This window comes from Acinetobacter lwoffii (assembly GCF_022967985.1).
Taxonomy (GTDB): domain Bacteria; phylum Pseudomonadota; class Gammaproteobacteria; order Pseudomonadales; family Moraxellaceae; genus Acinetobacter.
In genome coordinates this window covers 16,183-31,855 of sequence record NZ_JALJVC010000018.1, presented here as the reverse complement: position 1 = coordinate 31,855, position 15,673 = coordinate 16,183, and the positions used below count along the sequence as shown (strand labels likewise).

The following is a 15,673-nucleotide window of genomic DNA, read 5'->3' as shown; positions in this document are numbered from 1 at the left end:
GATCCAATAAAAAACCTCCCATTTGGGAGGTTTTCTTTTAGAAATTAAAGATTATTTCGAACCTTTAATCCCTGCTTGAAGTAATAATGCACCCAAACCACCAATTTTTTGCTCTTGTGGTTTAGCCGCTTGCGGTTTCTTGCCCTGAGGGCGATCACCTTGCGGACGTGCTTGCTGTGGACGTTTAGCTTGAGGCTTACGTTCACCGCGCTGTTCATTATTTTCACGGCGTGGCTGACGTGGTGCTTTCGCCGGTGCTTCAGAACCTTCAGGACGCATCGATAGATTCACGCGGTTACGTTCAGCATCGACATTTAATACACGCACTTGCACGATTTGGCCTGGTTTCACCACTTTATGCGGATCAGCGACAAATTCATTGGCAAGTTCAGAAATATGTACCAAACCGTCTTGATGCACACCCACATCGACAAATGCACCGAAGTTAGTCACGTTGGTGACTACACCTTCTAGCTGCATGCCTTCCGACAATTGCGCAACTTCCGTAATGTCATCACGGAATTTAGCAGTGCGGAACTCTGGACGCGGGTCACGGCCCGGTTTTTCCAGTTCAGCCAATACGTCTTGAATTGTCGGCAGACCGAATTTCTCGTCTGTAAATTCTTCAGCATTCACTTGGCGAATGATTTCAGTATTGCCAATGATGTCTTTTACAGTCGTTGCTTTCGCTTCAACAATTTTGCTCACCAAAGCATATGACTCAGGGTGAACCGCAGAAGCATCTAGTGGTTCTGTACCATCTTGAATACGCAAGAAGCCCGCAGCCTGCTCAAAAGTACGCTCGCCTAAACGTGGCACTTTCTTCAAAGACTGACGATTGTCAAAACGACCATTTTCCTTACGGAATTCCACAATTTGCTGTGCAATTGATTTATTTAGACCCGCGATATAACCCAAAATCGCTGCTGATGCAGTATTTACATCCACACCCACTGAGTTCACACAGTCTTCAACGACCGCTTCAAGGGTTTTCGCCAGACCGGTCTGGTTCACGTCATGTTGATACTGACCCACACCAATCGATTTCGGATCGATTTTCACCAGTTCTGCTAGTGGATCTTGTAAACGGCGTGCAATCGATACCGCACCACGAATAGATACATCTAGTTCAGGCAGTTCCTGTGAAGCTAGTTCAGATGCTGAATACACCGATGCACCTGCTTCAGATACAGAAACACGCGTCATTTTCAGATCACTGTTCGCAGCCATCATTTCAGCAACTAAAGCTTCAGTTTCACGGCTTGCAGTACCATTACCAATCGCGATCAGGTCAACATTGAACTCGCGGCATAAACGCGCCAGCTCGGCCAGTGAACCTTCTTTATCGTCTTTTGGTGCAAATGGATAAATCGTGCTATGTGCCAGTACATCACCAGACTCGTTCACTACCGCCAGTTTCACACCGGTACGGATACCCGGGTCCACGCCCAAAGTGGTACGTGCGCCTGCAGGTGCAGAAAGCAGTAAATGACGCAGGTTTTCAGCAAAGACGTTCATCGCTTCTGTTTCAGCAGCCAGACGTTTTTCAGTCAGCAATGAATGTTCGATCGTTGGACGAACTTTACCGAGCCAAAATAGTTTTGCAGTTTGCTTCAAGAAATCCTGACGCGCTTGTGGCTGAACAGTTTCAAGATTGTATTCAGTTTCAATACGCGCCAACGGGGCATCGTCTTCGCCATCCACTTTCAGGCCTAAAACGTTTTCCTGACGGCCACGTAGCATCGCCAATAAACGATGTGAAGGGACTTTGTTCAAGTTTTCAGAGAAATCGAAATAATCACGGAATTTTTTACCGACTTCTTTTTTCTCATCACTGGCAACCAAACTTTTCAGCACGGCAGTTTTTGCAAATGTCGCTTTAAGTTCAGTGGTCAGCGCGATATTTTGCGCCCAGTCATCAATCAGGATGTGCTGGATCGCATCAAGCTGGCTTTCAGTATCTGGGTAATCTTCATGGCTAAAACCCACCAAAGCTTCAGCTGGATCAACGGCTTCATTAAAGATTTTTTCGGCAATCGGGCCTAGACCGGCTTCTTTGGCCTTGAATGATTTACTGGTACGTTTTGGACGGTACGGCGCGTAAATTTCTTCTAATGCATTTTTGGTTTCAGCGGCATTCACACGCGCCAATAAATCATCAGATAATTTATCTTGTTCTTTGAGTGATTCAATCACCTTTTCACGGCGCTCATACAAATCACGCAAGTATGATAAACGCGTATCGAGTTGACGTAGTTGCGTATCGTCTAAGCCTTGCGTTACTTCTTTACGGTAACGTGCAATAAAAGGAACACTGGCACCTTCATCAATAAGCTTGATGGCAGCCTCAACTTGATTTGGACGTACGGCAAGTTCTTTTGCCAACTGCTGAACTAAGTCAGTCATCGTGTTTGATCCCACAAGGATAAGTACTAAATGGCATGATTATAAAGACCGGGTCTATAAAATCCACCATTGTTTTTATTAATTTACCTCATCTTTATATTATGAAGTGCCACAGTTTTCAGCTTTTCCCGATAAAGTTTGTATGAACTTTGCTTTTTATCCAGCTTAAAATCGTATTTTTTGCTCATTTAGATGTATATATTTGGTATCTATGTCTTGATTTTAACTGCAATATTTGGTGCTTTAGAGCATAGTCAATTAATATCAATGAATCGTATACTCAAAGCCTATTTGATTTTTGTTTATGATGACAATAAAGAATAAAGGAGCATCTCATGAGTTTAGTTGTACCTGCTGAAAAAGCCGATGCCGTACATACCGAAACGGACCGGGTCGAACGGATCCTGGTGGTTGATGATGATGTTCGTCTGCGTACCTTATTACAGCGTTTTCTCGAAGATAAAGGCTTTGTGGTTAAAACTGCACATGATGCCACGCAGATGGATCGACTTTTACAGCGGGAACTGTTTTCTCTGATCGTGCTCGACTTTATGCTTCCGGTCGAAGATGGCTTGAGTATCTGTCGTCGTTTACGCCAATCCAATATCGATACGCCTATCATTATGCTCACCGCTCGTGGTAGCGACTCGGATCGTATTGCCGGTTTAGAAGCAGGTGCCGATGATTACTTGCCTAAACCGTTTAACCCGAATGAGCTGCTGGCACGTATTCGTGCGGTATTGCGCCGTCAGGTACGTGAAGTGCCGGGTGCACCAAGCCAACAGATGGAAGTGGTTTCTTTTGGCCCATGGTCGCTAGATCTCTCTACCCGCACTCTGACCCGTGAAGGCCAAGTGGTAACGCTCACTACTGGTGAGTTTGCGGTACTGAAAGCACTGGTTCAACATCCACGCGAACCATTAACCCGCGACAAGCTGATGAATCTGGCGCGTGGCCGTGAATGGGGTGCCATGGAACGTTCAATTGATGTTCAGGTGTCACGTTTACGCCGTCTGGTTGAAGAAAATCCTGCGCGTGCACGTTATATCCAGACCGTATGGGGTGTGGGTTATGTCTTTGTTCCAGATGGTGCTGAATAAAGGAAAAATTATAGGATAAAGATTACCCCAGTCTATTGTCCCTAAAAGCCATTCGCTGCTGTTTGAGCCTCCCTTCTTTAAAGGCTCGTATACAAATGCGCGAGTTCAGCGAATGGCAAAGTTTTTACTTGCGTAACAGTGTTACTCATTTTTTCAAAAAAAGTAACACAACAAGCTCCTTCCATCGAAGGTTCAAGCAGTAAGATTCTATTACAAATATTATTACTGCTCAATTTGGAAAATGCCTACAGGGAGCTGGTGTGAAACTCGACCCCATCGATCCACAAAAATTTACCGATTTTGTCAGCTACTCGGAAAAAAAGCGTACCCGCGGGGAACGCTTTCTCGACAAGATCAAGCCGCGTTCTGCTGCCATGCGTACCACGGTACTGGTGGTTTTTGTGGTCTGTTTCAGCCTGTTTATGTCCTTATGGTTCTTCTGGCGCACCCTGTTTTTACCTGAAATTCAGCAACATGCGCGTTATCTCGCCATGGAACTGGAAATTCTCAACAATCCCGATCTGCGCCTGTATCATAAACAGCAGGAAGTCGACATTGACGACTGGTTAAGAAATCGGGTCGGCATTGAATATGTCACCAATCCGGCAGAATATCCTACTGTGCGGGAAAAGCTGATTGCCGAATTTTTTACCCGACAGATCGAAACCAAACTCGCCAAAGAGTTACGCATCGAACAAGCCACAGTCTATTTCCAGTTTAAGCCGAGTCCACGTATCTGGATCCAGACTCCTGAAATGAATGGTCACTGGGTACAGGAACCTTTAAAGACTTATGCCAATTATAGCAATGAACTGATTTTGGGCTGGTTGCTTGGCACGCCGATTATTGTCGGCATCATTATTTTGACCTTGGTGCGTCAGCTCAACCGTCCTTTACGCCGTTTGCAGAATGCCGCCAACAGTTATAGCCGAATCGGTTCAGCACCTTATCTGGATACCAATCATGGTCCACTGGAAATCCGTCAGGTCAATCATGCCTTTAATCAGATGATTTATACGCTGGACCAGACCGAGCGGGAACGCCGAATCATGCTGGCCGGCATTTCACATGACTTGCGCACGCCCTTAACCCGAATCCGCCTCAGTGCCGAAATGATGCCAGATGAAGACTTTCTCAAAGAAGGCCTGATTTATGATGTCGAAGATATGGACGCGATTCTGGATCAGTTCATTTCCTATATGCGCGACGGTTCCGATGAAGAACCGCAGGACACCAATGTCAATGTACTGCTACAGGAACTGGTCAAGCAGTTTAAACCGCTAGATATCCGTTTCACCCCACAAGATATACCGACCATTCAGGCACGTAGCATGTCGCTAAAAAGACTGATTGGCAATCTGATCAACAACTCAAAACGCTATGGTTCAGAACCAATTGAGCTTTCTGCGCATGTTGAAGAAGATCAACTGTTGATTTGTGTCGCAGACCATGGCGAAGGCATTCCGGAAGATCAGATTGAAGCCTTGATGCAGCCTTTTGTTCGGGGCAATTCGGCACGAACGGTACAAGGCAGTGGCTTGGGGCTGGCCATTGTTAAACGGATTGTCGATATTCACCATGGTCAATTGCGTATTCATAATCGTCCTGAAGGTGGGCTGGAAGCTATCATTTCACTACCCGTGAATCAGGCGAACCCTGAGACACTTCCCCCCGCCACTACACTCGATAAAATTCGCCAAACTTTGACTGATCACTTTTAAGAAGTGATCAGTAATTCAACAAATGACTTTTTAGTTTTTCTATACAATTCATTTTATAGTTCACGAATTCAATCATTTAAAAATCATCATTTTTTATTATACCTACATTTAGCTAAAAAATTAGACCTTAGCCTAACACCTATGCACAATACATTTTTTGAGCGGTACAATCCGTATCATAGTTTAAGAATTAATGAGAGTTAAAATGTCTTTAGATCGTATCCGTTTAGCCTCCCTACACAACAAAGTCATCAGCCCTGAACAAGCGGCTGAATTCATCCAAGATGGCATGACTGTGGGTATGAGTGGCTTTACTCGCGCTGGTGAAGCGAAGGCGGTTCCTTTAGCTTTGGTTCAACAGGCAAAAGCAAATCCATTAAAGATCACGTTAATTACTGGTGCATCACTAGGGAACGATCTAGACAAACAACTGACTGAAGCTGGTGTATTGGCACGTCGTTTACCGTTCCAGGTAGACAATACTTTACGTAAAGCGATCAACAACGGCGAAGTGATGTTCATTGACCAGCACTTGTCTGAAACTGTTGAGCAAATGCGTAACCTGCAGTTGAAAAAACCAGACGTTGCGATCATCGAAGCCGTAGCAATTACTGAAGATGGCGGCATCATTCCAACAACATCTGTTGGTAACTCTGCAAGCTTTGCGATTTTTGCTGAAAAAGTGATTGTAGAAATCAATACGAATTTAAGCCCGGCATTTGAAGGCTTGCACGATATCTACATCCCGACGTATCGTCCAACGCGTCAAGCGATTCCATTGACTCAAGTTGATGAGCGTATTGGTACGCATGCAATCAATATCGATCCATCTAAAATTGTTGGTATCGTATTTAACAGCGAATTGCACGACTCTCCATCTACTGTAACCGCACCAGATGATGAGACTCAAAGAATTGCCAACCATTTGATCGCTTTCTTTGAAAAAGAAGTAGCTGAAGACCGTCTACCGAAAAACCTCGGACCTCTTCAAGCAGGGATCGGTTCAATTGCAAACGCCGTATTGACGGGTCTGAAAGATTCAAACTTCGAAGACTTGATCATGTACTCAGAAGTACTACAAGACTGTACGTTTGAATTGATCGATGCCGGTAAAATGAAGTTTGCTTCAGGTTCTTCTATTACGCTTTCTGCTAAGTACGGCGAGAAAGTATTTAACAACCTAGAACAATACAAAGACAAACTGGTATTACGTCCACAGGAAATTTCAAACCATCCTGAACTGGTACGTCGTTTAGGTATTATCGGCATCAACACTGCACTTGAGTTTGATATTTACGGTAACGTGAACTCAACTCACGTATGTGGTACCAAAATGATGAACGGTATTGGTGGTTCAGGTGACTTCGCACGTAATGCCCACTTGGCGATCTTCGTAACCAAATCAATCGCGAAAGGTGGCGACATCTCTTCTGTAGTGCCGTTTGCTTCACATATCGACCATGCAGAACATGATGTTGATATCCTAGTAACTGAACAAGGTCTTGCGGATCTTCGTGGTTTGGCTCCGCGTGAGCGTGCACGTGCAGTAATTGATAACTGTGCGCACCCAATGTACCGCGATGCGTTGAATGATTACTTTGACCGTGCATGTGCAAAAGGCGGCCATACCCCTCATCTTCTTCGTGAAGCGCTTTCTTGGCACTCAAACTTCGAAGAAAATGGTCACATGCTTGCTGTTGAAGCTGCAGTAAAAACTGCATAATTGACTGCATTCACAAAACGCCCTATGGGGCGTTTTTTTATGGCATTTTTATATTTTTTTTGAATAGTCAGAACCTGATTATATTAAGGAAGCCATCTGGCTATCACCTACTCTTTCTTCTTTTATTTATCCTGCCGATCTGCTGTAGAAATACACTTCTGATGCTCAAGGGCTTTAAATTCTGATTCTTCACCCTCATACTTGAACACAAGAGCAAAATTAGAGACATGACATGCGCGTAGATATCTGGTCAGATGTGGTTTGCCCCTTCTGCTATATTGGTAAAAAACGTTTAGAAGCTGCTGCACAAGAAGCAGGTATTGAGCTAGAAGTACATTGGCACAGTTTCCAGCTCGATCCTGAAGCACCGGTACGTCAGGAAGTCTCCAACTCTGAGCGTCTGGCGCAAAAATATGGCCGCACCGTGGTAGAAGTCGAAGAGATGCAGCGCAATATTGCTGAAATGGCCAAAGCCGAAGGTATTGAATTTAACTGGGAAGGTGCCAATTCAGGCAATACCTTTAATGCGCATCGCCTGATTCACCTGGCGCAAAGCAAAGGTTTGGGCAATGAAGCACAGGAAGCGTTCTTCTATAGCTATATGACCCAAGGTCTGGCGATTGGAGAACGTGAAACACTGGAAGATGTCGCAGCGCGTATTGGCCTGAATCCGGTCGAAGTCGATGACCTGTTGGATTCGGAAGAATATGCTGATTTCGTCAAATTCGATCAGGAAGTCGCACATGAACAACTCAAAGTGACCGGTGTACCTTTCTTTGTTTTTGATCAACGTGTGGCATTGGCAGGCGCGCAGCCTAAAGAAGTTTTCCTGCAAGTATTTGAAAAAGCGCTCGATACATCAACCAACAGTCAGGCAGCACAGTGCTCACCAGAAACGTGTGACACGCCAGACCAAGCTAAATAAAACAACGTTCAATAAAAAAACCCCATTTTAAATGGGGTTTTTTTATTTGTTATTGAATGGCATTCGCTTAATCAACCAGAAAACTAATTTTTAAATTGACACGATATTCCGTGATTTTATTTTCTTTAATGACAACCTTCTGTTCATTGATCCAAGCACCTTGTACATTTTTGACCGTTTCTGTGACTTTTTGAATGCCCGTTTGAATCGCATCTTCAAAGCTTTTATTGCTGCTTGAATTGACTTCTACCACTTTTGCAATTGCCATAATAAAACTCTCAAAATGAAAATGAATGGAATTCCATCTTAGTCCATTCTCAGAAGATTGCAGCAGCCCGTAAACAAGCGATAGCAAAAACTTACATGGATTGAACAAAGCTCGAAATTCAATCTTAAATTGGCAGATCAAAAACACATCGCCGCTTGTTTTGGCACTCGATCAAGTCCAGATTCTCATCGCTAAAATAAAGCATAAAGTCCTGTAAAACCATAAAAATCAAACTAGAGTAAATATACTAATTTATTGTTTTATAGAGTAATTTATCTAAAATTTACTGCCTGAATTTGCCGAATCTATCATTTTCTATTAAGTCTTATTTGCTATTATTTCACCCGAATTAAGTTTAAATATTCTCCTCTGTTCAAATTATTGAACACTCTGATATTAAAGGTCATCCTATGAATGCTCTTAAATTTGCTTTTGCAGCAACCGTTATGGCTTTTTCTGTTCAAGCGTCTGCACAAATGGCGCAAGTGGTTCATCTGCCAGACTTTCCAGCGACTAAAGCACCTGCTGAAACAGTAAATGCAGATGCTGCGACTGTGGTAACTGAAAAAACGGCTTAATGCAAAGCTGTTTTTCATTAAAACGGGCTGATTGATTCAGCCTGTTTTTTTGATCACATTAAACACCTTCAATGTGAAAGACGCACAACTCTAAAAAAAATATCGACTATTTCCTACTCTCATTTTTTCTATTGATTTTTATCACTTTTAATTAAAAAATTTGTTTATAAAATACTCAAAATAGATCACTATTTTATGTGATCTCTGCTTATAATTGCAGCAATATAAATAGATTAATGATAAGAAAATTTTTTATGCATGAACTTCAGGCATTGGTACAGGGCAAAATTCTGCCTCAGTCGGTTTCTATTGATTATTTAATTGAAATGGCAGAAAGCTATACAGACTCGAATTCTGCTGAATACAGACTGGTCGAGCTGGCGGTTAACATTGTACTGGCACAAACCTTGGATAAAGCACTGAAACATCTCTAGAGATCAAAAAATGAATGCTTTAGAAAAAGCACACTTAATTAAAGAACTACATGGACTGGCGCAGCAACTGGAGCATAAAGTCCTGCCTTTCTATGAAATTGCCCGTTCTAAAAAAAGGATACGCGATATTTTTAATCTGTGTGATGAGCCTATTTTCAAGACCCAGATTTCAGTATTTAAGGCCCGCACTCAACCTGAACTTGTTGCTTACCAATTTTCTGCTAATACGTCTTATCATCTAAGCTTTCGTGGCTATTTCACCGAAATCTTAGCACTGGAACAAGCACTGTCTGCCCATCCGGATTCTGGCTGGGCAGTTTTGCATCATCCTGAACGTGGCTGGCAAATCTGGCTGATGCCCGCTCCCCAAGCTCCTGCCCTGCACAGCCAATGGGCTGAATTGCAACACTGCTATATCTGGCTGTTGCAACAACAGCAGCAATTTTCTTGTCTGCAACAGGATCCCCCCTTGATCGTTCCTGCCTTATCCTTAAACGAAGCTGAAACCAGCTGCAATTCTGTGGAAACAACCAAATATCATCGGGGACGGCCGCGCGCAAGAATCCATACATTAGAACTACGCCGCCCAGATGAGTCAACCAATCAGATACTGACTGAACCCAAGGAACTAAATCCTCAACTAAAAGCTGAAATGACAATAACGAAAATTCCGCAAGAACAGATCACAGTCTCCGAATTGATTCAATTCCCTGCACAGATTCAACTAGGTGAACTAAACGCCCATGTATACCCTTTAGGCTTAGAAGAAACCAATATCCAGCGGCTCTGTGCTTTAGAAGTGACTGAGAATATCGAGCATCCTGCCTATTTGGATATCGCACTGTATTATGCAGCAGAAGATAATTGGCAGGCACGTCAGGTTTATTTGGTTGAACAACTGAATCTGCAAGGCCAGTTTGTTAAATATCTGATGCTCTTAGGGGTACCGAGTCAGTTGCAGGCTCACTATTGTATTCAACATTGGCTCAGCCATCATCAACGCCAGGCTGCTGCGATTAAATCACTGGCCTGGTCTGTTATAAGCATCAGGTTCATGCAACTCGAGCTTTTTTCAACGGCTTACTTGCAGCAGGCTGAAACAGTCTGGACAAAGCCAGATTACCATCCTTTTATACCCGCCCAGTTTATTCAGAAGCAGAAATTTATTTCGTTCAAAGAAGCTGCTGCTAATTTTTCTACTCCAGTGCTCTTGCTACAGGAACATCAAAAAATCCGAGTGATTCATGGTGAAAAACGCATCTCTCTCGCAGAGGATGAACTGGCCTATCCATACATCTTGCTGCAACGCGACAAACAGCTAAATTGGCAGAATATTCACAATATTATTTTAACAATGCCACAACCCATTCGGGTATTAGAGCTTTATCGGGAAATTCAGGCTCAAATGATTGAATAATTGCTGTTATTTTGTAGCTTTAACTTGCTTTTTAAGGCCGTTTTTTAGAAAACTACAACTGAATATAAGAATACAAGAGCAACAAATATCTCATGCAAATAAACAGGATTACTCAAATTTTACTGCTCTCTCTGGGCTTAGGAATGAGTGGTAGCATGTCTTGGGCCAATTCAGTCACAACTGCTCCTGCCAGTCCAACGAATATAGAGCCAAGCCGATCAGGCTTGCTGGATCAGATTCCACGTTTGATCGATGCAACACCCACGGTTCTGCCGGAGCAATCAAATGTCGCCATTGTTCCATCCACGCTAGAGACAGAAAATTATTCATGGGCGGATCAAAAGCAGAAAGGCATCCGCGAATGGGTCGATCGTACTGCGCATAAAATTGATAACTGGTTTGGTGAAAGCGATCCGGATCAGCCAGCTGCAGCTACATTACGGATCATTCTAGATAATCGCTGGGATGAATATGAAGGCTATGAGATTAAGCCCCGAATCCGCGGCAAGATCAAGCTTCCGACCTTGGAACAAAAGCTGAGTGTGGTGTTTGGTGATGACAGTCTGGACAATGAATTAGACAGCAATGTCGCGATTACCAATGAAAACCCTGCCACTTCCGGAAATAAGCGTCTGGATACTAAACGTGCCCGTGAAGATAACAGCTCTTTTGCCTTACGTTGGTCAGAATGGTCAGATCGCATTCCTTTCGAAACCGATCTGGATTTGGGCCTACGTTCTGGCGATGATATTTACCTGCGTGTCAAAGCCAGTAAGGATTGGACACTAGAAAATGACTACTCTTTTCATGCCGAACAGATTTATCGCTATGGCGTTCAGAGTGAAAACTATTTACGGACCAATCTGGAGTTGATCCATGCTCGTCCCAATCAGGCCTTTTTCTCCAATCAACTCAGTCTGACTTATGCAGATGATCAAGACGACGATCTGACTTGGGACAACTACACTTTTAGACAACACCAGTTTTTTCAGGACAACCGTTTCAGTTACGGCATTTATACCGGTGGTTATCTGAACGATAAGGATCTGCGTCTTAATCGCTGGGGTCCCTATGTGTCCTGGAGACAACCCTTTTTACGTGAATGGTTTTTTGTCCAGACCGACCTGAACTATCTGAATGATCATCGCGAGGATCGTGATCACTATGTCGGGGCTTTGGTACGTTTAGAAGCGTTGTTTTAAACTGACTGATACTAGAAAATAATAAAAGCCCATCATTCATGGGCTTTTTTCAATATTACTGAGGCAATCAGCGCGGTAAGTATTAGCTGGTTTTATTCAGGATAATACGATCACTGCGTAGCACACGTTTTTGCTGCAATGAGGGTTGCTCCATCACTGGCATATTGAAGCGAATACGATCGCTACGTTGCACACGTTGTGGTTTTGCTGCCTCTACTTTCGCAACTTTATAAAAACTGATGCGATCTGTGCGTACCACTTTTTCTGCAGCAGGTGCCGCTAGACTAAACTGGCTCATCGACATCAGGATTACAGCGCCCATACTGATCATCAGCTTAGATTTCATAACATTCTCTCTCTTTGCTTAATGATCGCAATTATAAATTAAAAATTAATTAATAATCTAAAATATAGATTTATGATTCGAAGGTATTTTTTTATTCTCTCTATCGTTTTTCCAGATCATTTCTAGAAATGAAAAATGAAGCAGGCATAAAAAATCCCTCCGAAGAGGGATTTTCTCATTCAACACATCAGCAGTTAAGCAAGCAGCAAGCTATTAATCCGCTTGACATATTCAGCAGGATTTTCTGGTAATCCACCTTCTGCAATCACTGCCTGGTCAAAGATCACATTGGCCAGATCATCAAACTGCGCCGAGCCATCCAGTTTTTTCACCAACGGATGTTCCGGGTTGATTTCCAAAATCGGCTTGATATCCGGCACAGGTTGGCCTGCATCTTTCAGCATACGAATCAGCTGCGGAGACAACTCACCTTCTCCAGTCACCAGACAAGCCGGAGAATCGACCAGACGCGTCGTCACCCGCACTTCTTTGGTCTTGTCTTTTAATGAATCCGTCAACTTATCCACCACCGGTTTAAACTGGGCTGCGGCTTCTTCAAGGGCTTTCTTCTCTTCGGCATCCTGAAGGTCACCTAAGTCAACTGCACCTTTCGACACGTTTTGCAAAGGCGTACCATCGAACTCATTCACGAAGTTCATCGCCCATTCATCCACGCGTTCAGTCATCAACAGAACTTCAATGCCTTTTTTCTTGAACAGTTCCAGTTGTGGTGAATTTTTCGCAGCATTCAGACTATCTGCAGTCACATAATAAATGGCTTTCTGCCCATCTTTCATACGTGCTTTATAGTCTGCCAATGATGTGCTGACTTCATCATTGGTCGACGTCGCATAACGCAGCAGTTTTAAGATACGTTCACGGTTACTGAAATCTTCGCCCAGACCTTCTTTCAATACTGAAGCAAATTCCTGATAGAAGGTCTTGAAATTTGCCTGATCTTTTTCATCTTCAGATTTAGCCAGATTATCCAAAATGGTCAGGATACGGCGGGTATTGCCTTCACGGATGGTTTTTACATCACGGCTTTCTTGCAGTAATTCACGGCTCACGTTCAATGGCAGATCGGCACTGTCCACCACACCTTGCACAAAGCGCAGGTAGTTTGGAATCAGGTTATCCGCATCATCCATAATGAACACACGTTTCACATACAGTTTGATACCCGCTTTGGATTCACGGGTGAAAATGTCATGTGGCGCTTTGCTTGGAATATATAACAACTGGGTATATTCAGTACTGCCTTCAACGCGGTTATGCGCCCAAGCCAATGGCGCTGCGAAATCATGGCTCAGGTTCTTGTAGAACTCGACATACTGCTCTTCAGTAATTTCCGACTTGTTACGAGTCCATAATGCGCTGGCCGAGTTAATGGCTTCCCACTCATCGATTTTGACATATTGGCCACCTTTAGACGTTTCACCTTCAGCCGCTTCTTCTTCCTGCCAGACTTCTTTTTGCATTTGGATTGGCAGGCTGATGTGGTCTGAATATTTATTGATAATCTGCTTCACTTTATAGCTTTGCAAATAATCCAGCGCATCGTCACGCAGATGCAGAATAATATCTGTACCACGGCCTTCTTTGCTGATCTGTTCAACTTCGAACTCACCGGTTCCGCCACTAATCCAGCGTACGCCTTCAGAGACATCTGTGCCGGCACGACGCGATTCTACCGTAATCTTGTCAGCGACAATAAAGCCGGAGTAAAAACCGACACCAAACTGGCCAATCAACTGGGCATCGGCTTTTTGATCGCCGGTCAGTTTGGACATAAAATCTTTGGTGCCTGATTTGGCAATAGTCCCTAAATTATCAATGGCTTCCTGTTCGCTTAAGCCAATCCCGTTGTCTGAAATGGTAATGGTTTTGTTGTCTGCATCCAGGCTGACACGAACGCGCAGATCAGGATCATTTTCATAAAATTCGGGATGGTTAATCCCTTCAAAACGTAATTTGTCACATGCATCTGAGGCATTCGAGATCAATTCACGTAGGAAAATTTCAGGGTTTGAATAAAGCGAATGGGTCACGAGATGTAGTAACTGAGCCACTTCAGCCTGGAAACTATGTTTTTGTGCGCTAGACTCGCTCATTAATCACTCCTTTTATTTTAAATACAGGTCAATACTGTTGCCTATATGAATGGAGTGAGTTGCTAAATTTTCAATAGCCAGTTGTATATTTTTTCTCAAGATACTTTATAAAGGATCGTTTGATCTAAAATGGCCTGCATTTGTAAACGCTTAATAAGGCCCGAGCTTATAAATACGTTGAAATTGCAGGTCTATTTGCTGCTGGCGCATATTATAGACCTGGCTCAGACAGGACACCGATTCCTGACAGCGGTCACGGAACTGTAGCCATTTCACCTGATCACGCTGGATCACCGAACGGGTTCCCATAGGCACCATACGGCGTAAAATATGATAGCTGGTACTCATCTTGACATCGGCATCATTGAGCAGACGATGTTCACAAATCGCTTTCTCTGTCACGGTTTCAGCTTTCTGACAATCAAAACTTGCCGCATAGGCAGACCCTGCCAGCAGGCTGAAGAAGATCACAATACCTTGGCTTAAAAACTTCATGCTGATCTTCCTTATTATTCAATTATTAAGTCGTATTCAATTAATATTTACTTTATTCGTTTTAATATAGTTGAACATTGCCGATCTGCTCAATTTCAATAAGTTATAAATCGTTGTTATTTTGAAAAAAAAGCCTCATTCAAGATGAGGCTTTTTTGTTGAGTAAGACTAGAATTTAAAACTTATAGCTATAACCGATCGTGTAAACCCAAGGATCAATATTCAAGTCGAATTTAGTATTATCAGCATCATCTAAAGTCACTTCAGGACTCAAATCTGCATAGCGCACGTCAGCAAATACTCCCCAGTTTTTGGCATCGGCTGGCTGATAATTAAAGCCAACCTGACCTGCCAAACCAAATTCCTCTTTCACATCTTTAGCCAGACCTTCTTCATCCCAAGCAATAAAAGCTGTGCCACCTACACCAATATATGGCGTAAAACGTGTTGCATTTTTAAAGTTATATTTAGCGGTAATTGTGGGTGGAAGATGCTTAATCTTGGCAATTTTCCCTAGACCCTGAGCAGAAATGTCGTGATTAAATGGCGTAGCTAATAAAAGTTCTGCAGAGATATTGTCATTAAAAAAGTATTCAACCGATGGCGTAAAACCATATTCTTGATCCGCTTCTACGACTAAACCTGGTGCAATTTCAGTGTCACTTGATGGTGCTAAAGAACTGGCACCAACTTTCACCTGCCATTGACCTGCCATCGCAGATGCAGAAAGACCCATTAATGCAATTAGAGCAGCTTGCTTTAACATTTTAAAATACCCCACAGGAAGAATAATTATTAAGAAAATAAATCTTAATTAATAATAAACACGAGGGAAAATAATATGCAATAAGGATTATAAAACTAATTTTAAATTATTATTTAAAATATTGATTTAAAAAGTTATTTATTTTAAATTTACTGAATTGGTTGGTTTTAAATACCAA

14 protein-coding genes are annotated in these 15,673 nt (G+C 42.9%); 8 read left to right on the top strand and 6 right to left on the bottom strand.

Annotated elements, in window-relative coordinates:
- Positions 1-51 precede the first annotated feature (51 nt).
- Positions 52-2,406: a Tex family protein gene (locus tag MWG72_RS11350; protein WP_247144074.1), complete on the bottom strand. Its 2,355-nt coding sequence runs from the start codon at positions 2,404-2,406 to the stop codon at positions 52-54.
- A gap of 335 nt (positions 2,407-2,741) precedes the next feature.
- Between MWG72_RS11350 and ompR the strand changes: the two genes are divergently transcribed.
- The 4 genes from ompR (at position 2,742) to MWG72_RS11330 (ending at position 7,875) form a co-directional block, all read left to right on the top strand.
- Positions 2,742-3,506, top strand: a complete 765-nt coding sequence (gene ompR, locus MWG72_RS11345) for an osmolarity response regulator transcription factor OmpR (protein WP_004278590.1) — start codon at positions 2,742-2,744, stop codon at positions 3,504-3,506.
- Positions 3,507-3,766: 260 nt separating this feature from the next.
- The gene (locus tag MWG72_RS11340; RefSeq protein ID WP_180038619.1) at positions 3,767-5,227 is read left to right on the top strand and encodes an ATP-binding protein; all 1,461 of its coding nucleotides are present in this window, start codon (positions 3,767-3,769) and stop codon (positions 5,225-5,227) included.
- A 205-nt stretch (positions 5,228-5,432) separates the two neighbouring features.
- Entirely contained in the window at positions 5,433-6,950 is a 1,518-nt protein-coding gene (locus MWG72_RS11335) for an acetyl-CoA hydrolase/transferase family protein (protein WP_005267562.1), read from the top strand.
- A 232-nt stretch (positions 6,951-7,182) separates the two neighbouring features.
- Positions 7,183-7,875 carry a DsbA family oxidoreductase gene (locus MWG72_RS11330; protein WP_247144073.1) on the top strand — a complete coding sequence of 231 codons (693 nt, stop codon included), beginning with the start codon at positions 7,183-7,185 and terminating at the stop codon, positions 7,873-7,875.
- Positions 7,876-7,942: 67 nt separating this feature from the next.
- Here MWG72_RS11330 and MWG72_RS11325 read toward each other — a convergent pair whose 3' ends face one another.
- Entirely contained in the window at positions 7,943-8,143 is a 201-nt protein-coding gene (locus MWG72_RS11325) for a dodecin family protein (RefSeq protein WP_004278594.1), read from the bottom strand.
- Between the two features lie 410 nt (positions 8,144-8,553).
- Between MWG72_RS11325 and MWG72_RS11320 the strand changes: the two genes are divergently transcribed.
- The 4 genes from MWG72_RS11320 (at position 8,554) to MWG72_RS11305 (ending at position 11,774) form a co-directional block, all read left to right on the top strand.
- Positions 8,554-8,721 (top strand): hypothetical protein, encoded by a 168-nt coding sequence (locus MWG72_RS11320; RefSeq protein WP_005267563.1) that lies wholly within the window; start codon positions 8,554-8,556, stop codon positions 8,719-8,721.
- Positions 8,722-8,975: 254 nt separating this feature from the next.
- Positions 8,976-9,155 (top strand): hypothetical protein, encoded by a 180-nt coding sequence (locus MWG72_RS11315; protein ID WP_005267565.1) that lies wholly within the window; start codon positions 8,976-8,978, stop codon positions 9,153-9,155.
- 10 nt (positions 9,156-9,165) lie between these two features.
- Complete coding sequence (locus tag MWG72_RS11310; protein WP_247144072.1) at positions 9,166-10,572, top strand: hypothetical protein; 1,407 nt, start codon at positions 9,166-9,168, stop codon at positions 10,570-10,572.
- A 92-nt stretch (positions 10,573-10,664) separates the two neighbouring features.
- Positions 10,665-11,774 carry a hypothetical protein gene (locus tag MWG72_RS11305; protein ID WP_247144071.1) on the top strand — a complete coding sequence of 370 codons (1,110 nt, stop codon included), beginning with the start codon at positions 10,665-10,667 and terminating at the stop codon, positions 11,772-11,774.
- A gap of 82 nt (positions 11,775-11,856) precedes the next feature.
- On the opposite strand, the gene MWG72_RS11300 is transcribed toward MWG72_RS11305, so the two are convergent.
- The 4 genes from MWG72_RS11300 to MWG72_RS11285 all read right to left on the bottom strand — a co-directional run bounded on the left by MWG72_RS11300 (position 11,857) and on the right by MWG72_RS11285 (position 15,495).
- Positions 11,857-12,120, bottom strand: a complete 264-nt coding sequence (locus MWG72_RS11300) for a hypothetical protein (RefSeq protein ID WP_004278599.1) — start codon at positions 12,118-12,120, stop codon at positions 11,857-11,859.
- Between the two features lie 194 nt (positions 12,121-12,314).
- Complete coding sequence (htpG, locus tag MWG72_RS11295) at positions 12,315-14,234, bottom strand: molecular chaperone HtpG (protein WP_247144070.1); 1,920 nt, start codon at positions 14,232-14,234, stop codon at positions 12,315-12,317.
- Between the two features lie 150 nt (positions 14,235-14,384).
- Positions 14,385-14,729, bottom strand: coding sequence for a lysozyme inhibitor LprI family protein (locus tag MWG72_RS11290; RefSeq protein ID WP_004647317.1), 345 nt, complete (start codon positions 14,727-14,729; stop codon positions 14,385-14,387).
- Between the two features lie 175 nt (positions 14,730-14,904).
- Entirely contained in the window at positions 14,905-15,495 is a 591-nt protein-coding gene (locus MWG72_RS11285) for an OmpW/AlkL family protein (RefSeq protein ID WP_005108067.1), read from the bottom strand.
- Between the last annotated feature and the right edge of the window lie 178 nt (positions 15,496-15,673).